General features: G+C 42.4%; 23 protein-coding genes, 2 tRNA genes and 1 pseudogene. 17 read left to right on the forward strand and 9 right to left on the reverse strand.

Annotation, left to right across the window (positions count from 1 at the left end):
• Positions 1-143: 143 nt before the first annotated feature.
• The 9 genes and pseudogenes from OC443_RS08990 (at position 144) to OC443_RS09030 (ending at position 4642) form a co-directional block, all read left to right on the forward strand.
• A complete protein-coding gene (locus OC443_RS08990; protein WP_143169283.1) occupies positions 144-380 on the forward strand; it encodes a hypothetical protein in 237 nt (78 codons plus the stop codon).
• A complete protein-coding gene (locus OC443_RS08995; RefSeq protein WP_073581828.1) occupies positions 377-964 on the forward strand; it encodes a hypothetical protein in 588 nt (195 codons plus the stop codon). The genes OC443_RS08990 and OC443_RS08995 overlap by 4 nt, the downstream gene beginning before the upstream one ends.
• Before the next feature lie 20 nt (positions 965-984).
• A complete protein-coding gene (locus tag OC443_RS09000) occupies positions 985-1281 on the forward strand; it encodes a hypothetical protein (protein ID WP_073581830.1) in 297 nt (98 codons plus the stop codon).
• Between the two features lie 130 nt (positions 1282-1411).
• Positions 1412-1693: pseudogene (locus tag OC443_RS09005) on the forward strand (type VI secretion system PAAR protein); the annotation flags it as partial.
• A gap of 215 nt (positions 1694-1908) precedes the next feature.
• On the forward strand, positions 1909-2712 hold the full coding sequence (locus tag OC443_RS09010; RefSeq protein ID WP_073581833.1) for a polymorphic toxin type 44 domain-containing protein: 804 nt from the start codon (positions 1909-1911) through the stop codon (positions 2710-2712).
• A complete protein-coding gene (locus OC443_RS09015) occupies positions 2702-3121 on the forward strand; it encodes a hypothetical protein (protein WP_073581835.1) in 420 nt (139 codons plus the stop codon). The genes OC443_RS09010 and OC443_RS09015 overlap by 11 nt, the downstream gene beginning before the upstream one ends.
• A gap of 193 nt (positions 3122-3314) precedes the next feature.
• A complete protein-coding gene (locus tag OC443_RS09020; RefSeq protein ID WP_073581837.1) occupies positions 3315-3584 on the forward strand; it encodes a hypothetical protein in 270 nt (89 codons plus the stop codon).
• Complete coding sequence (locus OC443_RS09025) at positions 3562-4050, forward strand: hypothetical protein (RefSeq protein WP_073581839.1); 489 nt, start codon at positions 3562-3564, stop codon at positions 4048-4050. The genes OC443_RS09020 and OC443_RS09025 overlap by 23 nt, the downstream gene beginning before the upstream one ends.
• Before the next feature lie 40 nt (positions 4051-4090).
• A complete protein-coding gene (locus OC443_RS09030) occupies positions 4091-4642 on the forward strand; it encodes a hypothetical protein (protein WP_073581841.1) in 552 nt (183 codons plus the stop codon).
• Positions 4643-5416: 774 nt separating this feature from the next.
• Here the strand turns inward: OC443_RS09030 and OC443_RS09035 are convergent.
• Positions 5417-5866, reverse strand: a complete 450-nt coding sequence (locus OC443_RS09035; protein ID WP_073581845.1) for a thermonuclease family protein — start codon at positions 5864-5866, stop codon at positions 5417-5419.
• Positions 5867-6121: 255 nt separating this feature from the next.
• Positions 6122-7342, reverse strand: coding sequence for a glycoside hydrolase family 30 protein (locus OC443_RS09040; RefSeq protein WP_083601576.1), 1221 nt, complete (start codon positions 7340-7342; stop codon positions 6122-6124).
• Positions 7343-7801: 459 nt separating this feature from the next.
• Between OC443_RS09040 and OC443_RS09045 the strand changes: the two genes are divergently transcribed.
• The 3 genes from OC443_RS09045 (at position 7802) to btuD (ending at position 10655) form a co-directional block, all read left to right on the forward strand.
• Positions 7802-8830, forward strand: a complete 1029-nt coding sequence (locus tag OC443_RS09045) for a succinylglutamate desuccinylase (RefSeq protein ID WP_073581847.1) — start codon at positions 7802-7804, stop codon at positions 8828-8830.
• Between the two features lie 87 nt (positions 8831-8917).
• On the forward strand, positions 8918-9916 hold the full coding sequence (btuC, locus tag OC443_RS09050) for a vitamin B12 ABC transporter permease BtuC (protein ID WP_073581849.1): 999 nt from the start codon (positions 8918-8920) through the stop codon (positions 9914-9916).
• Positions 9900-10655 carry a vitamin B12 ABC transporter ATP-binding protein BtuD gene (gene btuD, locus OC443_RS09055; RefSeq protein WP_073581851.1) on the forward strand — a complete coding sequence of 252 codons (756 nt, stop codon included), beginning with the start codon at positions 9900-9902 and terminating at the stop codon, positions 10653-10655. The genes btuC and btuD overlap by 17 nt, the downstream gene beginning before the upstream one ends.
• Before the next feature lie 212 nt (positions 10656-10867).
• Here btuD and OC443_RS09060 read toward each other — a convergent pair whose 3' ends face one another.
• Positions 10868-11443, reverse strand: a complete 576-nt coding sequence (locus tag OC443_RS09060; RefSeq protein WP_073581853.1) for a nucleoside triphosphate pyrophosphohydrolase family protein — start codon at positions 11441-11443, stop codon at positions 10868-10870.
• A gap of 243 nt (positions 11444-11686) precedes the next feature.
• Here OC443_RS09060 and OC443_RS09065 point away from each other — a divergent pair, with 243 nt between their 5' ends.
• On the forward strand, positions 11687-11911 hold the full coding sequence (locus tag OC443_RS09065; protein ID WP_234976358.1) for a hypothetical protein: 225 nt from the start codon (positions 11687-11689) through the stop codon (positions 11909-11911).
• 10 nt (positions 11912-11921) lie between these two features.
• Here the strand turns inward: OC443_RS09065 and pilW are convergent, their stop codons facing one another.
• The 3 genes from pilW to OC443_RS09080 form a co-directional block, all read right to left on the reverse strand.
• Positions 11922-12575 carry a type IV pilus biogenesis/stability protein PilW gene (pilW, locus tag OC443_RS09070; RefSeq protein WP_159440319.1) on the reverse strand — a complete coding sequence of 218 codons (654 nt, stop codon included), beginning with the start codon at positions 12573-12575 and terminating at the stop codon, positions 11922-11924.
• Positions 12576-12713: 138 nt separating this feature from the next.
• Positions 12714-13655 carry a homoserine O-acetyltransferase MetA gene (gene metA / locus OC443_RS09075; RefSeq protein WP_073581856.1) on the reverse strand — a complete coding sequence of 314 codons (942 nt, stop codon included), beginning with the start codon at positions 13653-13655 and terminating at the stop codon, positions 12714-12716.
• A 254-nt stretch (positions 13656-13909) separates the two neighbouring features.
• Positions 13910-14134 carry a hypothetical protein gene (locus OC443_RS09080; protein ID WP_073581858.1) on the reverse strand — a complete coding sequence of 75 codons (225 nt, stop codon included), beginning with the start codon at positions 14132-14134 and terminating at the stop codon, positions 13910-13912.
• Positions 14135-14524: 390 nt separating this feature from the next.
• On the opposite strand from OC443_RS09080, the gene OC443_RS09085 reads away from it, so the two are divergent.
• Positions 14525-15505, forward strand: coding sequence for a chemotaxis protein (locus OC443_RS09085; protein ID WP_073581862.1), 981 nt, complete (start codon positions 14525-14527; stop codon positions 15503-15505).
• Positions 15506-15566: 61 nt separating this feature from the next.
• A complete protein-coding gene (locus OC443_RS09090) occupies positions 15567-16256 on the forward strand; it encodes a DUF2726 domain-containing protein (protein WP_073581864.1) in 690 nt (229 codons plus the stop codon).
• A 9-nt stretch (positions 16257-16265) separates the two neighbouring features.
• On the opposite strand, the gene OC443_RS09095 is transcribed toward OC443_RS09090, so the two are convergent.
• Complete coding sequence (locus OC443_RS09095) at positions 16266-17324, reverse strand: GGDEF domain-containing protein (protein WP_073581866.1); 1059 nt, start codon at positions 17322-17324, stop codon at positions 16266-16268.
• Between the two features lie 273 nt (positions 17325-17597).
• On the opposite strand from OC443_RS09095, the gene OC443_RS09100 reads away from it, so the two are divergent.
• Positions 17598-17674, forward strand: a tRNA-Val gene (locus OC443_RS09100).
• A gap of 21 nt (positions 17675-17695) precedes the next feature.
• Positions 17696-17772: transfer RNA gene (locus OC443_RS09105), tRNA-Val, on the forward strand.
• 55 nt (positions 17773-17827) lie between these two features.
• Here the strand turns inward: OC443_RS09105 and OC443_RS09110 are convergent.
• The gene (locus OC443_RS09110; protein WP_073581868.1) at positions 17828-19495 is read right to left on the reverse strand and encodes a methyl-accepting chemotaxis protein; all 1668 of its coding nucleotides are present in this window, start codon (positions 19493-19495) and stop codon (positions 17828-17830) included.
• A gap of 277 nt (positions 19496-19772) precedes the next feature.
• Positions 19773-20366 carry a class I SAM-dependent methyltransferase gene (locus OC443_RS09115; protein WP_073581870.1) on the reverse strand — a complete coding sequence of 198 codons (594 nt, stop codon included), beginning with the start codon at positions 20364-20366 and terminating at the stop codon, positions 19773-19775.
• Positions 20367-20710 lie beyond the last annotated feature (344 nt).

A 20710-nucleotide genomic window follows, 5' to 3' on the forward strand; every position in this document is an offset into this window, starting at 1 on the left:
GTTTCTGTATTGGCTCGCTTGATATCTCCAGCGAAGAAAGCATTCTTTGTCCAATTACGAGTTACCGTGCCGTTAATAGCATTTTAATAAAAAAGCGGGTTACCCCGCCTTAAATCCACCTTCATGCTCAACCCATTCGGGAAGTGGGTTACTCATGCCGGAATTACCTCAGCGAACGTGAGGCCAGAGCCAAACACCGCAGCGCGTTGCAGAAATACGCAAAACAGGCCAAAGCCGGAACCCTGCCGGTTCGAAATATGAACCGGATTGAGAACAAGCAATCCGCTGTACCAGTAGAAGAATTAAGGCGTCCGGCTCCGGAGGCGTTTAAAGCTGGTTCGATATTCGAACGCGTGGCGGCAATGGGGAGAAGGATATGAAACCAGAAACGTTATTGGCTAAGTTTGATTTAAAAGGCATCAACTACGAACAAACCCAAACCGGCGGCGGGAAGGGGCTTTTCACCCTTGAAGAACAGCTTGCAATGGTTGGTATCGAATGGAAACAGTCACCGGTTGGCTTCCTGATTTTGTTTGTTGAAATCCACAGCTGCCCGTATTCCCGGCATTCGCTGGAAGTGGCCGTCACTGAACAGTTAAACAAAATCGCGGCCAACCAACGCGGCCAGCGCAGCCCGGCAGCATTTGACGCCATGGTTCATGTTGCGATTGAAGAATCTATCACTCCATCCGGCAGAGTTTGCCCGACCTGCAATGGTTCCGGGCTGTACAAAACTCCCCGGCGACAAACCCGCAATTGTATTCATTGTCAGGACGGGCGGATCATCTGGAATACAGAATCCCGCTTTGCTGTGATGTGTTCCGGCGGGTTTGCGTGTTCATACGATGTTTTCAAGCGTCGTTATCACCCGGTTCTGGAGCAGGTTGCTAAGTGGCTGGCGGGGCAACGGAATGCAGCGATGCTGGCGCTGATGGAAAGGATTGAGAAGGAAGAGGCTGCTTAGTTGCAGGTTTGGAGATAAAGATGAAGTTACACGTATTAATCACTCAAAGAACAAAAATTTCATTCGATCGTCTGTCTCGTAAAGAGCAGATGAAAGCCCGTCAGGCAATCGAATATATGGAAATGGGTAATGCTGGAGCACTCCATGGTCAAAGGCTGGCTGTGAATCATCAGCTTTATGAGGGAAAAGTGTCGAATAGAGTCAGGGTTATCTATAAACGCAATGGTGATGATTATGAGATTGTTGATTTTATTAACCCTCAAGAAACGCAGAAGTTAGCACAGTATTTTATCTGGCCGTCGAACAAGTTGACTTAGGTTGTTATTTACATTTTACATAAATAGTGATCAATATATATTGGGTCATTATACCGATATATGTATATATATATTTTAAATTACATTGTGTAGGAGTATAAAAAATAAAAATAATGAATGGGTTATACGAATGGGCAATGCGGTTAAAGTTGGTGATATTGGCACCGATCATGATGGTTTCCCCCCAACTCCGGTAACAGCCGGTTCTCCTGATGTTAATTTTGATGGTATCCCGGCTGCAAGAGTTGATGACCCTCTGGCTGCTCATGCAAAACCAAAGCATCCTCCACATGGCCGGAAAATATCATCCGGTTCGTCTACTGTTTTTATTAATAATAACCCTGCGGCTCTTACTGGCGGTTCAGTGGATTGTGGTGGGGTTACTATAGGTGGTGGAACGGTTAATATTGGTGATGAAGCATCAGAACCTCAGGTGATAGAAAAACAACACAATCGCTTATTTGTTATTAAAGATGAATCCGGACAAGCGGTTAAAGATGTGGAATACCGTATTGTTATCGATGGGGAAATTATTGCGGAGGGCAAAACAGATCACAGAGGTAAATTACCAACTGTAGACACTGGTGTTCAGCCGAAAAAAATTCAAATATTTATCAGGGAAATATAATGTCAGACACATCAGGCTGGGTGCTGAAGAAAGAGATTACTTCGACACCGACACAAATCCATGACCCGGTGACTATAAAAATGCCTTGGCAGCATAAAGATGGTGCTTTGTTAGTTGCTGATTATATTCTTGGGGAAATGAAAACTAATATTCAGAGTGAGACCTGTAAAACTATTCGTTACCTGCTGGATTATCATCAGGAAAGGCTTAAGGAGTGGCAGGAATTTCCCTGGTGGAAACAGTTTTTGATAAAACCACCAACTCCGGACCTGTTAACTGCTATGGCTTTATGGACGGAAAAAGTGTTCAAAGGGCGCGATTGGGATCATAAGCCATTGATTCGTGATAATCCGCATTTAAAAGCTGTTGCAGTGCATCGGAAATTATGGTCATTGGATAAAATACGTGAATATCAGCAAAAGAAAAAGCCTAACGATAAACCACCGACAGACTCTAAAAGCTATTGGCATAAATATAAAAGGCATGATTATTTTTATGATATTTGGTCTAATGTACATTATGGTTACGTCGGGCTGGCTTGTGGATTTAGTCAAAAGCTTTTGTTACAAGGTGCTGGCGGAGCACAGTTTCTTGATAATATGACGACATCAGGTGATGCCCCGGATGATGTGGTTTCAGTTCAGGTTGGTTTTAAACTTTATCAGCAGTATGGGGATTCATTAGCTGGCTTAACTCCATCGGTTTTGATGGATACATTAGAAAAAGCTCAATTCACCAATGCTGCCCGCGATATTCACTTATGTTTTCATCCAAACAAAGACGAATTAAAAAATGAAAACTAACCTGGGAAATATTATCAGAATCTTCATTGTATTTATATTAATCGGTTTTGTAGTTGCCTTCTTTTATCCCAAGCGTATGTATATTCATTACGAGAATCCGGATAAACCAATTCATGTTTGGCTATATCAGTATGATGATACATCAGATGTTAAAGATGTATCGCATGGGGTGACTATGATGCTGATTAAAAGACCGTGGTTGTCGACTTTTTTCTCACCGGATGTTCTGGGGTCAGTCAGTTGGTCTTATAAAAACCAAAGCTCAGTTATTGATTCTCTGGATATGATAGCTGAGGAAGGACAACCCGACTTGCAAAAGGCTTGTCGGTTGGATCTGTATCTGGATGATAATGCTAAGTTACTTCGCTATGAAGAAACTGGTTTTTTGTTTCTGAATTTTTGTTGGTGAGGGGTTTCTTAGCAGGGTATGACACAACACCTAGCCCCTGAGTGTTGACATTCACCACTAAATGGAGCAAGAATACCACGATGCATAACCTCGCCCAATTCGGCGGGGTTTTGTTTTATCTGACATTTATGATTTTCTGAAAGCACCACTTTCTCTGTGAAAGGCGGTGCTTTTTTTATGCTTGGGATTTGAAATGACGCTATCACGAATTGAAGAGTGGAAAGGGTGCATCATTACTTATGGTGGTAGTGGTGGAATCAGCCTTTATAACGAAAAGGCGATTGCCAAAGCGCATGAAGCAGCAGAGCTGGTTCACAACTCAGGGCAGGCTGAACGCCTGCTTTCATCGGTTGGCTTGTTTCTTATCGCCTGTCGTCTGGTTTTTGAAATTTATGCCTTTTTTGACCAGCGTAAATCAAAGAAGCAGGAGCAACAACACAATGAACGCAACACAACTGACTGAGCTGGTCGTAAGGCCAGAACTGGAACGCCTGGGGCTTTATTCTAAGGCTGCGGAACAATTGATCGTCGGTACCATTTTTACTGAAAGCCACGGTGAGTACCTGAAGCAACTGGGTGATGGCCCGGCACTGGGCATTGCGCAGATGGAACCAGCCACTCACAACGATATCTGGTCAAACTTCCTGAAATATTCAAATTTATCTGATCGGATTATGGAATCCGTTGCGCCGTTTTCTGTCACCGATGATGCAGATGTACCGGTAAAAGCCACTGAGTTAATCGGCAATATGTGCTACGCCGTGGCGATGTGCCGGGCGCATTATTACCGCAAATCAGAACCGCTCCCGAAAGCGGGGGATGTGGAAGGCTTTGCGCGGTACTGGAAGACGCATTACAACACTGCACATGGTGCAGGTCATATGACGGATTTTATTGATAAGTTCCCTCGTGAAATTTTGTCACTGTAACTGTTAACGGCCTTCGGGCCGTTTTTTATTGGAGCTTAAAATGATAGGTATTATTTCTGCTGCGCTTAACCTCGTGAAGCTGACCGGGCTTGATGAAACGATTGGTCACTGGCTCGGTGGTGAGAAGGGCGAAGAAGTAGCAAGCAAGGTTGTTGATATGGCGCAATCTTTGACAGGCGGTGATTCTCCGGTCTCAGCCCTGAATTCGCTGAAAAATAACCCGGAATTACTACTGAAGTTCAAACGCCAGTTAAACGATCACATCACAGAGCTGAAGCGACTGGAGAATGAAGAGCGGGCGAATGCCAGGGCAATGCAGATTGCTGCGTTGGCAAATCAGGATAAATTCAGCAAGCGGTTCATTTATCTCTTTGCCATTGTCTGGTCAGTGTTCTCATTCGGTTACATTGCTGCGATCACATTTCTGGACATTCCACCGGCATCAACCCGATTTGCTGACACGGAGTTGGGGTTCCTGCTTGGAACTGCGATGGCCGGAATATTTTCATTTTTCTACGGAAGCAGCGAAAACGAAGGTGTGACCCGTCGTACTCAACAACAGTTAGACATTCATCAACAGATTCAGAAATAAATCTACCACCGCCCAAAAGCAAAAACGTGTACTTCATTGAGTGTCGTCGAGCACTCACAGGCTACGGCCATTATTCAACGTGCTTACGGCGGTGACCCTTTTAAGCGTTTGGCACCTCGCCGTTTTACCCGTTAGCGATGACCATAAAGCAGCTGATAACTGCTTCCTCCTTGCATGAGAGCCCGGTGTAAAAGTCAAAAAGGTGCAAGCCAGGGTTGAGATTCCTTTAACCGGCAACGTCAGCCGGGGCGTGTTGGGCGTGACACTATACAGAGCACACCCAGAGCGTTTTGCTAAAGGTGCCCCAAAGTCGCGATGCCAGCCAAAGAAGTGAGTATTAATCCGGTACCGGAAGATGCTGATAGTGAAGTGATAGAAAAAGGTGTGAACTTCCCAACCTTATCCAGTGTCACGAGAAATGCAATTTAATTATTTTTCGGGTGGTGCAAAACAGGTTGACACGTTCCGGGGGAGGGGGCAAGGTCTGGCAACCCGGATGTGTGAATCTTTGTTGTGCCATATTCGTGATACCGGTTATCGGGGAAAGTGTGGGCCGGGGTAAATAACTGGAACAGCCGGAGCGCCTCTGTGCTGAAAAAGCTTGGTTTTACTCCGGTAAATTCTGGTGGTGAAAACATGGCAGAATATATTTGGGGTGGTGTGTTGACGGAATTGTTTTGCGTGTAAATAAACAGGTCTGTTTCTTATGATAAGAAAAAGGCGCAATCAGCGCCTTTCTGCTTTGTGCATCGTGTTTGTGATTTTTATTCTGTCTCAGAATGTGCACCAGCCGCCTCGTTTCCCGCCATCGTAAGGTCTGGCAAGACCGGAGTTGATCAGTAAATCGGACAGGTTTCTGTTATCAACATACACATCGGCTAATATGCGAAAATACTTTCCACGCCTCATATTGCGTAACTCAACTGTTTTTGCTGTCCGGAGTGCTTTGATGGTGAACAACTTGGCAATGCGTGCGGCATTTTTTTCTTTCTGGCATTTTCCCCTGATTTCCGGGGCATCGACGCCATTGACCCGGATGGAGACTTTCTGGCCGATAATATCGGGCCAGCCTTTGATATTCGCTTTAAATGTATCTGCGTCATAAATACTTGTGATTTTATTTACTAATGCTGAGCCGTAGTTTGTTTTATTAGCAGCGTATGTATTGAAACTCAGAATATTAACCCATAGGGTGATTACAACAATAAATAGAGCTTTGAACATATTTTTTTTGAATACCTGAATCTTTCTGTTGTTTAATTATCTGGTTGTTAGACAACAGATTAGCTGAATTATTCTGTTTATTTTGAATTTATTATCGATGAAGTGCAACTGATGTCGTTAATGACGCTTATCGAATGAGCAATACGCATTATCCCCGGACAAAACTATTTATTTGCCCGGGAAGTGACCTTGTTTTTATTCAGGATAATCAGCCATCATTTCATATAATGATGGCTGATTCGCTGAGAGCGGAGATTATTCAGAAACGAAAGTGGTGACACTTTTCGGATCAACATATGCCGTTGTTTTATGGCTGCTCATTTTATAAGTACCGCCATAGCCGGCATTCACTTTCTCTGATGTGCTGTATTTCACCAGTGATTTGACTGAATCATGGCTGAGTTTGAAATCCAGTTTCTGTTGTGATGATGAAGTATTTACTGCCACGATGACAACTTTACCACTGTTGTTTTTATAGGCAGTGACATAAACACCAGACGCTGGTTTTTCAGTCGCACTGATACGTTTGTAGCCCGGACGGATGAATTTGGAATATTGAGACATGATATAACCACGTTTACTGACTTTACCGTCTTCGGTCAGCAGGCCGTAGCTCCGTCTGATATACCACCAGATATAGGCGCTGTAGTTTGAAACCATGCTTTTGTGCAGCTCAGTCCCGACACCCAGAGCTTTCGACCATTTGTTTGCGTCATCATTGGTCGTGTAATGCTCTGTCATCCATAATTTTTTCCCTTTCTGGCGAGCCAGAGCATAGTCTGAAGGTTCTTTGCCATACAGGTGTCCGCCAACAATATCAACATATTTTACTGCCTGTGAGTCCTTCAGGAACGGGTCAGATAACTTGTGATTAAAGTTTAGTGATTCCGGTGCAAGAATCTTGACTGAACTGTCAAGGTTTTTACCTTGTTCTTTCAGGAACTTAGTGAAGTCTGAACCACTCCACTCACAAGACTCATAATCAGGTTGCCAGTCAGGTTCATTCTGCAGAGAAAGCGCGTAGATTTTCGCACTCTTAGATTTCATATAACTGACGAATTTATTCAGATGCTTGGTATAACCATAGTAGTGATATGGCTTGAGTTTTCCTCCATTTTTCAGACTGTTATTGTCTTTCATATAGGCAGGTGGTGTCCAGGGTGTTGCAAGCAGTTTGACGTTTTTAGATGCAGCATATTTTGCGATAGGAACCTGTTTACTCCATTGGTTAGAGTCCGGATCAATTCTCATTCGCATGATGGATAAGCCGAGCTGGCCATTACCTGTACCAAAAGCTGTTTTAGCCTGACCTGAGGTCAGGTCTGCTATCCATCCTGGTGCGTTCATGCCACCGAAGCCATCAATTTCCTGATAAGTTTGATTCAGGTTGACGTTTACGGTCGCTGACCAAACAGCACAAGAGGTAAGCACTGACGTTAATGCGAGTATACCGCCGAATATTTTTTTATTTTTCATGGGGTCTCCACTTTATTTTATTTAATAGTATTATGCAGACATGTCTAGCAGGGGGGTGCGCAATAATTTGTATATCACTTTATCTCGTTTGAAATCAATTGATATCCCTGAGAAAAAATAATAATTGTGACTGAGCGCAGTGGGTGTGAAAAAATAATCATAGTTTCATATCTGCAATGGAATTTATTGACAGCAGGCAAGACTAACCTGAAATTGGAATGGGTCCGTTTTTAGCTTTTTTATCAGGAAGCTATGAGTCTGACCGGAATTTTTTGGATCGAGTCAACAAAAGAGTGCAGAATAAAATGATAAAACTATATGGTTCACATTGTGAGTAAACAATGGAATGATTTTTTACAACTTAATGATAAAATTTCGGCTTGTTTTATTATCAAACATTTATAAGGATTGAGTTCTTCTGGACAGGAATTCAATCAGGATCAGGTTAAGGAGTTATGCATGGTCAATTCACTTTTTCGGCAATCATTTCTTATTGATAGCTTATATAGTGATAGTGCTCCCTTATCAACCGAGTATGTAACAGAAGAAGGGCTTTGCCTGAAGTTACACTTTCCGGGTGTTTTAGAAATCATCCCGCCACACATGGACGAAAACACAAAGCATGTGCTTGTTTCCTGTGGGGTGCATGGTAAAGATGCCGGTCCGGTAGAAATGGTCAACCGTATTGTGACGGATGTTGAAAGTGGTTTTCAGAAAATTGAAGAGCATTGCCTGTTTGTGATTGCTAATTTAGATGCAATTAAACAAAACAAACAGTATATCGACGAAAATCTGGAACGTTTATTTGACGATAAACCGCGGGAACCATCGACGGAACTGGTGATTGCCGATAATCTTAAGGTGCTGATTAAGTCATTCTGGGAAGAGACGCCGGTTGAATCCCGGTGGCATCTTGATTTACACAGTACACTTTACGCTTCCCGCCATTCTACTTTTGTGATTAGTCCGAAAGTCCGCCATCCGGTCCGGTCTAAAGCGCTAATCGATTTTATTGAGCTTGCCCATATTAATGCGATTGTTTTGGCGAATGCGCCTTCAGGTTCTTTCAGCTGGTATACCGCTGATAGTTATTCAGCGCGTTCAGCAACATTTGAGCTGGGCAAAGCCTCGCGGATTGGGGAAAGTGATTTAAATTCATTTGCTGTATTTGATATGGCACTCAGGGATTTAATCAGCAGGGAAAAGAGTGAACATTTATCGAGAAAAGCGACAATTTATCGTGTGAGCCGGACGATCGTACGGATGAAAGAAGATTTTGACTTTCTGTTCCCTGAAGATGTTGAAAACTTTACCGCGTTTAAACATGGTGAAGTGTTCGGACACGATGGTGATAAGCCTCTGATGGCCAAAAATGACGGGGAAGCGGTGTTATTCCCGGACCGGCATGTTGAAATCGGCGAGCCGGCGGTGTACATGCTTTGTCCCGTTGTTGCCAGATATGAAGGGGATCAACTCGTCTACGATTAAATCCGGCCTGATTCCCTGTTCCGGACTCTTTTTATTTGCGGTCTGAAGCGTTATGGTTAGCGCACATGTGATTAGCTCCGGAAAAATATGGATTTTATTCAGCTTCAATCTGCTAAAAAAAGGCACTGGCTTCGTGTGTTATGGACGATGCTGGTGCTTCTTGTTTTTTTTAGTGTCGTGTATCTTATGGCAGGAGAAATTCTCTTATCTCCTTTCCGTCATCTTTCTTCATTTGAGCAGCAACTTATTTTTGAACTGCGTTTACCCCGGCTGATTGCTGCTTGTGTGATTGGTGCCTGTCTGGCTGTCTCTGGTGCTGTATTGCAGGTTTTACTGGGGAACTCTCTGGCTGAACCCGGAATTATTGGTGTTTCCAGTGGTGCTAGTGTGGCGATCGTTATCATTTTGTTTCTGTTCCCTTTTGCCGCAACCTCGTCCGGCCTCATGATTGGTGCTGTGGCCGGAGCACTTGGGTTTACACTGTTACTCGTGACGATTGGCAGAGTGATGCACCTGACCAGTACGCGCTTGCTGTTAGTCGGTGTGGCGCTTGGAATCCTGGAACAATCTATCATTACGTGGGCTTTTTATTTCAGTCAGGAATTCAGCCTGCGTCAGCTGATGTACTGGCTGATGGGAAGCCTGGGAGGTGTCAGCTGGTCGCAGCATCTGCTGTCATTATTTGTTCTGCCGGTTTTGTTCTGGCTGATCTCACAGGGGGTCTTACTTGATCGACTGATGCTGGGAGAAAGTCATGCCAGACAGCTTGGTGTGAATGTTTCTTCGACCCGCTGGAAGTTAATTATCGCAGTTTCTGTTTTGGTTGGTGTCTCAGTTGCGTTGGGAGGCATTATTGGTTTTGTCGGCCTGGTCGTCCCGCACTTGTTGCGGATCGCCTTTGGTTCGGATAACCGGTATTTATTGCCTGTGTCAGCGGTTGCCGGGGCACTGTTATTGGTTGGTGCTGATCTGATTGCCCGAACAGCACTGAGTTCGGCTGAGCTTCCTTTAGGTGTGGTCACTGCAACGATTGGTGCCCCTGTTTTTGTCTGGATTCTGTTAAGAAATTATGATTTGCGTGAATAATCTCAACGTGGGAACCCGCCTGCTGCCGATGAGTTTCCGGTGTGAGCAGGGCAGTTTTCTTCATATCGTCGGGCCAAATGGTAGCGGAAAAAGTACGTTATTAGCGGCTTTAGCCGGTATGATTTCATATCAGGGGCAGATCTGTTTTGGGGCTGATGATATCTCCCGGCTCACCATTCAGGATTTAGCGGTTCGCAGAGCGTATCTTGCCCAAAATGAACGTCCGGTATTTGCGGTTGATGTCTATCACTATCTGATGTTGTCGGTACCTGAATCTTTGAACATGAATCATGCTGAAGTTTCTGATGTGATTCGTTATCTGAGTGAAAGGCTGCATTTGCAGGATAAACTGGCTCGATCTATCCACCAGATTTCCGGAGGTGAATGGCAGCGTGTTCGTTTAGCCGGAAGTTGCCTGCAAATCTGGCCATCACTGAACCCGGATGGGCAATATCTGATTCTGGATGAACCTTCAGCTGCACTGGATGTCGGGCAGGAAAACCTGATGTATGGCTTGCTGGATGAGATTAGATCAATGGGGATAACGATATTGATGGCGAATCATGATTTAAACCGGACATACAGGAATGCGAGCCACGTTGTTTTGCTGAATCAGGGGATTTTGTATCGCTCAGGTTTACCTGAAGAAGTGTTAAATGCTGCGTCGATAAAAGAAGTGTTTCAGACAGATGTTCAGGCTGTTGATATAAAAGGGAAATCTTATTTACTGTTCGATTAGTTTTGGTGCACAAAGCACAAAAGTGGCGCATTGATTTTTCTGATTATTTTTAAGTAAAAGATAACTTGCAATATAAAAATAATAAAATCATATAGTTAAATGTTTTTATTGAGTTGGCACGCTAATCGCATTAATGAGATCGATACATTCTCGTTCTTGTTAGGCTTTTTATAGTCTCCTTAGCCACCTTGCGAAGCAAGGTGGCCTTTTTTTTATTTTGTCAGTGGTGCAAGGTCGGCAGGGCGATAGTTGACTGATTTCAGCACTTTTCCTTTACGGATTGTTTTTTCTGCATTGGCAAAATCTTCAGCGCATTTTGCAATGATGTAGTTGCCTTTCTTGACCGGGGATAAGCGAATACCTTGTTGTGCATAAAACTTTTCTGTTGCCTGATATTCTTCCTGATTTTTACATACCTTACTCATATTTGAACTGTGTACTTCATCCCAGCAGGGGATAAAATCGATCTGACGGTGCTGCGCAACATTCAGCAGTAAATCGATCAGATAACTAATCCCGATATTTTTTTCAGGTGTGTCGTCACCGAGATGAACAAGTCTGCCCATTAGCACGTAGACCGTATCAATGATTGCGTCAGCCTGTTCTGTTTTATCTGTGGCGTCAGCCAGCTCGGTCAGTTCTTCAATCGCTAAAGATGTGTGGAGCGTATCTGCCGCCTGATCAAGACTCTCTGGCTGTTCAACCGGTAAATCGAATGTTTGGCGAAACTCAACGATATCCTTATATAAGTGAGTAAAAACAGAGGCGGTTAATTTAGATAGATTCATGATTTTGATCCGGAAAGTTCTAACAATTTATCAGCGAGGAGGAAGATTAACATCCCGGCCGGTAAAGTTATAGACTCAAATTAAACCTTCATCTGATTCATATGCATGTGTCTGTTTTATGCGCTGATTCTCTGTTGTTGGATGCTTCCGGGCCACATATTGTCGTTCTTTTTCCTATAATACAAAGAGTTGTTGTGAAATCTGAGTTGGCTTCCTGCTGGCAGACAGGAAAGGAGGGCGGAGATGGTGGAATTTGAAATTTACTTACCATGTGAGCCTGAGTGGGTGTGCGGGCCTTTGCTTTTTTTCTTCGGTGTACTGTTTAGTGCCGGAATTATTTCGTTCATCTGGCTGATATTTAAGGAGTCCCGCCGCATTCAGCGTAAGCAGCGGGTATTAAAACGCAGACGTCAGCACTATTCGCTGCGGGATAAGCGTCATGGATTACCGGATAAGAAAAAGAAATAAAATGTTTGACTCAGTCATTTTGCTGCTTTGTCCGACGGATTTTGGCCTGAAGTCCGGCTAATTCAGCTGTCGGACCAAACTGGTTAATATAGTGTCTGATTTGTTCTTCAGCGACGGTGAATTCTTTTTGTTCTGATTCGATATTGACCAGATGAAATAAAGACAGTGTTTTTCCCGGCTGATAATCGATAGCTTTTGTGAAGAGTTGCCGGGCCAGAGTTTTTTGCCCGGATTTGAGTGCACATAATCCGGCATTTTCAAAGCTGTCAGCAATGTTTATATAGTCCGTTTGCAGATAGGCCAGGCGAAAGTAGCGCAGTGCTGACTGATAATGATTGTGTTTACATAAAAATGTGCCGTAATTATTGAGTAAATCGGGTTGTTCCGGATAGAGAGCAAGGGCCTGGTGGTATTGCCGGGAAGCCTGACTTTCTTCACCGATAGCATCGTCATAATAAGCCAGAGCCATCAGTGTACGAATGTACAGCGGTGCAACTTTTTGAGCTTTTAACAGGTTGATTCTTGCTTTTTCTCTTTGGTTTTTTTGTAAATAAGCGATACCAAGGGATATTCTGGTATCTGCCGCAGAAACTTCTTCCTGAGTCAAATGTGGTGCGAGTGTACAGGCACACAAGCTCAGGCAAACAACAACGCTTTTATTCATGAATACATAATGTCTTGTGGAAAAATATTTATATAAAACAAGATGATTTGTGATGGCAATGCCGGGTGTGCTGTTACAGGAGAGATAAGGCAGATTGCAGCCATCAGTCATGACTGCAAATCATCAGGCAGGGTGAAGTCAGTCGTCTTTTGTAAATTTATCTTCGCTGAAGTGTTCTAAATCGTAAGGTGTTTGCTGGTAAACACAATAATTCAGCCAGTTTGCGAATAAAAGATGACCATGACTTCTCCAGCTGGCGCAGGGTGGGTTATCCGGGTTGTCATTGGGATAATAGCGAACAGGAACTGATGGCTCTAATCCTTCCCCTAAATCGCGGATGTATTCGTTATGAAGCGTCGTTGCATCATATTCAGGATGACCTGTGACGAAAACATGTCGTTTATCCGGACTTGCAGCGAGATACACTCCGGCTTCATCGGAAGTGACCAGTATATCTAAATCGGTGTTATCCCGGATAAAATCAACAGGGAAGTGGGCATGACGGGAATGCGGAGCCAGGAATGAGTCATCAAACCCTCTTAATAAAGGGTGAAATGACTTTGAAATCGAATGGGTGTATACACCGGATAACTTTTCTTTCAGGGTTTGCTTTTCTAATCCGTAAAGTAAGTTCAGTCCGGCCTGTACAGCCCAGCAAACATACATCGTTGATGTGACATGTGTTTTTGCCCATTTGATGATGGTCTCTAAATGTTTCCAGTACACCACATCTTCAAACTCGACAAGTCCCAGCGGGGCGCCGGTAATGATTAAACCATCGAAATTACGATCCTGAACTAACTCAAATTGTCTGTAGAACATGTTCAGGTGTTCTTCCGGGGTATTGCGGCTTGGCCGGTTATCAATGCGCAGTAATTCAATGTCAATTTGAAGCGGGCTGTTTGAAAGTAACCGGAGAAAATGTGTTTCAGTCTCAATTTTCTTAGGCATTAAATTCAAAATTAATACCTTGAGCGGGCGGATTTCCTGAGTTGAAGCTCTTGACTCATGCATGACGAATATATTCTCATTTTTGAGAACATCAATTGCGGGGAGTTGGTCAGGAATCTTGATTGGCACAGTAAACTCTCTATAAATCAATCTGGACGTCTATACTGCTAAAGTTAACTGAATCCATGTTATATGTCGATAGAAAATAACGAAATGGACAGTTGAATACCGAATAAACAGCGATGCTTTAATTCCATTTGGATATATGAAGTGTGGTCGAGATGTGAAATTAAACGAGCCGGTGTCAAAAACAACACCGGCAACGTTTATCTGGCAGATATATCAGATTGACCGGCGTATCTTCCGGTAAATCTTCGTCTGTATTATTTCAGGTTTGGGCAGATGAAATCGGCTCTCCAGGTCAATTTTCGTTTGCCTTTCATTGATACCAGAACATCCCGGCCTTTCATTTGTGCGTATTCAAGTTGAATATGTATATCGTCTGTATCAGCTTCTGCTCTGTAGGCACGAATGCAGGTGAACGTGGATTCTAAATGGTTAACCAGCATGTCTCTGGATAAACAAATGCCTAGCTCATCACGTGTCATATGTTTTCCCTCTTACTGTGATTTCCTGACGGTTTTGATTTTGATTTTGATTATAGTTACACATGTGTGTATAAAAATTATACAACTCAAATACAATGAATGAGAAATGCGGGTGAATTTTTCCTGAAAATTCATAAGAATTTGTGATATGGGTATAAAACCCGGCAGACAGATACAGCGGCATTGCTATGGCACTGAATTTATATACAAATCTGCATGTGATGATTTTTCTGTGGATGATGATGTGGGTAAATAACTAAGGTGATCGATTATTACAAAATAATTTTAGGAAAAACATGGTTAATCGTTGATAATAGGATGATAATGAGGAAAGACACCATTGCGTTTTAATTATCCTGTTCAGAAATCATATAGAAGAAGCAGAGCGGTATGGATCAAAATACAAGTGCAATTTTAACCGAAAGCGGAACAAATGAACTCGAAATCATCGAATTCCATTTAGAGAAACAGTTGCCGGAAGGAGGGACGAAAAGATGCTATTACGGCATTAATGTGGCGAAAGTCAGAGAAGTCATTCGTGTGCCGGAAACGACTGATTATCCGAATGCTCAACCGCATATGATTGGCGTTTTTTCTTCGCGTGAAATTTTAACCCCTTTAGTTGATCTTGCCGGATGGTTGGAAATACCAAAAGCATCCGGTGTCGAAAGTAAGTATGTGATTGTCACAGATTTTAACCGGATGACGAATGGTTTTTTGATTGATAGTGTGAGTCGCATTCATCGTATTTCATGGAATGATGTGGAATCACCCAGCCAGTTTCTGGAAGCCGGCGAACAGGACTGTGTTGTTGCTGTTGTCAGGAAAGAAGGCCGGCTGATTATGATTCTGGATTTTGAAAAAATCATTGCTGACATTAATCCGGAACTGAGCATGGAAAAATATGATGTCACTGTCGATAAAAGCGTGAATCTGAACCAGAAGATGGTCACAAAACGTAATGCGAAGACAGTGATGGTCGTCGATGATTCTGCGTTCATCCGAAGCCTGATTCAGGATACTTTGAGCTCTTCAGGATATAATATCATCGCTTGTAAAGACGGTGGTGAAGCTTATGAAAAACTCATGAGTATCAAGGCTTCAGCGGATGACGAAGGTGTTGCCGTTTCCGAGTTGATTAACGCTGTCGTGACCGATGTGGAGATGCCCCGGATGGATGGCATGCATTTGGTGAAGCGTCTGCGTGATATGGAAGTATTCCGTAAAACACCGATCATTATGTTTTCATCATTAATGAGTGATGACAACCGACATAAGGCAATGTCTTTAGGGGCAAATGATACAATTACGAAACCAGAAATTGGCAAAATGGTTTCTATGATGGACAAATATATTTTTGAAATGGATTAATGATGCAATTATTTGATTTATATATTTTGTGTGTGCCGGGGTGTGGGAGTAAACAGGTACGATGTTGAATATATTTATTATCGTTGCACTATTGGTTTTATTTTTCGTTTTTGCGCAAAAATACATTATCAAAGAAGATAATACCAAAGACTATACCTACAGAAATCACTCACCTGTTTTAACTGCTGCCGAAAGTACTTTCTATCGGGCTTTGACTGATGCAGTGGGTGAGCATGGTGTTGTTTTTGCGAAGGTCAATATGGCGCAACTGCTTGTTCCCGTTGGTATAAGAAAAAAGAAAGATCGTTTTATTGCTACGAACAGGATTGCAAAGCATTACTTTCAATTTGTTGTCTGTGATCCAAGAACTTTTGAACCACGTGTTGTGATTGAATTAGATAACGGCAAAGCACTCAATAAGCCAAAAGCTGAGCGGGAAAAGTTGTTACTTCATGTGTGCCGCTCTGCAAATATTCCTCTGATTGGTACCAATATCCGGTATAGCTATCAGGTCAGTAAATTGAGGCGTTTACTTGCAACGCATATTGATTTAATTGAACCTGATAAAGAAGTTCGGTTTTGTAAGAAATGTGGCAGCCCTATGGTGGTTAAAGTGGCGAGTCAGGGTGAATTTAAAGGTCGGCGCTTTTTTACCTGCAGCCGTCAGCCGCAATGTAACTATGTTGAAAATTATAATGTAGTTTTTGAGGATGATGATTTAAGCAATAATGAAAACGAGGAAGCCGTTTAGTTTTTTAAATTAAACGGAATCTGACTGCTCTTCCTGACGAATTTCATAAGGCATCTGACATATCTTAACCTGGTTTCTGCCGTTTTTCTTGGCTTTGTAGAGTTCGATATCGGCAAGTTTCAGGATATCTGAAAGGTTATCACCGGTACGATACTGACAGATGCCAATACTCAATGTTAATTGCAGATTCTTATTACCTACATTGAAGATGTGATTACTCACTGTGTTACATAGTTTTTCACCGGTATGACGTGCTTCATTGATATCTTTTCCATGTAAAGTGACACAAAACTCTTCGCCCCCAATTCTGAACAAATTGTTATCTCCAACAATACGGCTAATCAGCAGGCTGATTTCAATTAAAACCTTATCGCCAACGTCATGTCCGAACTGGTCATTTATCTGTTTGAAAAAATCGATATCCAGTATCAGCAGACAGAGCGGATCTTTATTGTTTTTCTTTTGTGTAAACTGGGAGAAAAAATTTGCCAGAGAAAGGCGGTTATGAGTTCCGGTGAGAGAATCCCGGGATGCTAAATACAGTAAAGAGTTCTCGGTATGGTATCTGTTAGATTCATATAGATGAGAAATGACCCAAATTCCGCAGTAACATAAAGTTAGATTGAACATCAGACTGAGGATGTCATATGTCTGATTATTACTGAATTTAATTGCAACCAGAATAAACTGAGCAATTAAGAATACGCCCGTTGCGTACATACCGTGCTTAATGCCTAACAACAGGTAAAGTGTAATGGGAGCAAAGCAGCTCCAGACAAACAGCCCCTGACTAATCGGTTCAAGGTAATTACCAATGCCGAAAATAAATATCAGATAATAGGCGTAATAGAGGACAGATGTCCGGGAATACTGATTTTGTTTGATTTTTGTATAGATGAAACCCGAATAGATTGAAAGAATACATTCACCGAGTGCCAGCCAGTATTCTTTCTGATAGATCAAATGAAATATTGCCAGGAACAAAGCCAGAATAGTAAGAAATAAGCTGATCCCTGAAAGCACAGAAATTCTGAACGTATGAGATTGTTTATGTAACCTGTCATCCATTTTTATGCGCTTTCATATCCATGTTTCAGTTGATTGGCGTATGTTACGCAATCATTGTAATAGTTCAACCGAATTTATGGGAGCATATCACAAAATTAGAAGTGCGTCGGATTTATTGATGCAAAAAAGAATGACTTCTGCCAAAGATGCAGAGTGGTTCTGAATAAAAAAAGATCACATTGGTGAAGTTGAAACAAGTCAGTCATATTACTGATAAATTTTCCTTGCACTCTGATACGACTGTCGCTAATATCCTTCCCGTTCTTCAGTGATGCGTCCGTAGCTCAGTTGGTTAGAGTATCGCCTTGACATGGCGGGGGTCGGTGGTTCGAGTCCACTCGGACGCACCATTTATAAGAACAATATTGAATGCGTCTGTAGCTCAGTTGGTTAGAGTATCGCCTTGACATGGCGGGGGTCGGTGGTTCGAGTCCACTCAGACGCACCATTTAAGCCTGCTCTCAGCAGGTTTTTTTAATGCCAGTGATTGATGAACTTCAGGTTCAGACAATAAACTTATCTATCAACCCTTTCAGGTTTTCCGCTAAGTGGCTTAATTTGTCGCTACTGCTCCGGGTGTTATTGGTCAGCGCTGCCGATTGATGGCTTTGATCCGAAATCGTGACGATCCTTTTTGAAATATCCTGACCAACGTGATTCTGCTCTTCAGTTGCTGTTGCGATAAGCGAGTTCATATCCATAATAATTTCAATTGCACTGATAATATCCTGAAGTGCCTGACCGGCAGAATTAGCCTGCGTGACCGTCTGCTCACTTTGATCTTTACTTTGATTCATTGCAGAGACAGCTTCGTCAGTCGCAATTTTCAATTGTTCAAGTATATCTGTAATTTCCCGGGTACTCTTCTGAGTGCGGCTTGCGAGTTGTCTGACTTCATCAGCAACTACAGCAAATCCACGTCCCTGTTCGCCGGCTCTGGCAGCTTCAATGGCTGCATTTAATGCGAGCAGGTTAGTTTGCTCTGCGATATCCTGAATGACATCCAGAGATGTGGAAATATCTTTCACGTTACCGGCAAGCCTGCTGACAATCGAATTCGCCTGATCGATTTGACCTGCGAGATTGCCGACAGAATCTACAGCTGAAGAGACGGTTTGCATTGCATCCCGTGCCCGATCATCGACTGTTTGTGCTGATTGTGCTGCCTGGTGGGCATTTTGGGATATTTCATTTGCAGTGGTGGTCATCTCAGTCATTGCTGTTGCGACCTGTTCAGTTTCTTCTCTTTGTTTGAGGGCGACATGGTCTGCTTCATTGGCTTGTTCTGTCATGGTCCTGGTTTCTCCGGAGATTTCAACACTGGACTCTGTGACGTTTTTGACTATCGATTGCAGGCTGGCAACAAATTGATTGAAGTTTGTGCTGAGAGAGTGAAACTCAGGCAACGTAAATGTATTCATTCTGGCGGTAAGGTCGGCATTACCTTTGGCAAATTCAGCGATTGAATGATCAAATTGCTGTAAGGGCGATAAAATACTGCGGACAATAAAAAAGCCAAATAATCCGACGATTACAGCAATCCCTGCACATAAGCTGATCACTGATATAAAACTTTCTCTGGATTTATCATCTGACAGTTGCTGCATCATGGCAACCGTGTCATCGATATCATCAATATAAAAACCAGTACCAATAACAATATCCCACTGTGATTCATAGATTGAATAACTCAATTTCTCTTTTGCGACCGTTTCTCCGGGTTTCGGGAAGAAGTAATGAGAGAATCCGCCGCCGTTTTTCCCGTTTCTGATAATATCCTGAATAAAACGGTTATTTTTGGAATCCTGGGCATGCCAGAAATTTTTACCAATATCTTTATTTGTATCGCCCTGAAAGACCCGGTTTCCCTTCGAATCATAACCAAAAATATACCCCTTCCGGCCATATTTAATTTTAGACAGTTTGTTTATGACTTCCTCTCGGGAAGCATTTTGTTTTTTCAGTGTAGTCAGGGAAGAATCAATGATTTCGATATAGGCTTTTAACGTGTCTTCTTTTAATGTGACCATCTGTTTGCGCACATCCTGAATTTGCATTTGGCTTAACTCAGCGATTTTGATGTTTGTCAGGTAGGCCATGCCAAGGGTCAGTAATATCAGTGGCACGAATAACAGGATGTACAATCTGGATTTTATAGAAATAGATGGCATATTTGTCTCCGGTTTTAGTCAGAAAAAGCAAACATGACGTATATATTCTGAAGTTTAAATTTGATTTTAGGAGAGAAGGGTATTTGTTCAGAATGAAAATACCACATACTATGGTTATAAATATTAGTAGAGATTATGTGGGATTCAATTTTTCATCACTTTTTGAGGGCATATTCTCCATATTCTCCATAGTCTGCAGACTATACCCAAGCAACCTGAACCCTGCATCTTCAGGTTGCTTGGGTATATATTAAGAACATTCCCCGTCTCACTGTTGTTACGATTTAATTAAAACACCTTGAACCACATGACTCAGGCCATTGTGTTTTATTCCTTCATGGATAAACCTTTCTGTTTCGGTGAGGATGATTGTTTTCATCTGGCTCAGTTCCGAGGATAGTATCTGCCCGGATATCATCATATCTTCTGATGACGGTCCGCCGGTTTTGTATTCAAGTTGCCGGGTTGTATATCCTTCAATCACATAGACACCGCCAGGCCTGAGGCTGAGAAAGGCTGAATGATTTACCCGGGCCCGTAATTGTGAGGGCAGGTGACAAAAGATTGAAACAATACCATCCCATTGGTTTTCTCCGAATTCGTAGTTGTCCAGATTGGCATGAATATAGGTGACTTTGACCTGATGTTCATCGGCCAGTTTTTTGGCTTTATTGATTGCTACGGAAGATAAATCAACTGCTGTGACGTTGTAACCCAGCTTGGCCAGATAAACTGAATTCCTTCCTTCACCATCACCAAGGCAGAGAATATTACCGCTTCTTTTCGGGATATATTGAACCGACTCCTGCAGGAACTGATTTGGTTCCGTTCCATACATGTACTCAGCTGTGTTGTAGATTTTGTCCCACATCGACACAGATACCTATTTTATAAGAAAAATCTAATTTAGCATTTGTTAATTGATAGGGCAACTGTTGGTCACAGGCTCGGTTAACTGATGCGTATAAAGTGGCATCAGTTAGGTTTTGTGAAATCTATAAATGCATATTAATGATTATAGTGTGTAATTTTATTACAAAAATAAGTTTAAAAAATTTCATTGAAAAGCTTGAAGTGTGATTTAAATCACCTTATTATTAGCCCATAAAATGATTTGAGTCATACATTCAATGATGAGTTTGTTATTTATAAACTATATTGTATGTTGATAACATCATTTGGGAAAGATTCGTACCGTGTATTTATGGTTATAAC

It is taken from the genome of Vibrio quintilis, from assembly GCF_024529975.1.
Lineage (GTDB): Bacteria > Pseudomonadota > Gammaproteobacteria > Enterobacterales > Vibrionaceae > Vibrio > Vibrio quintilis.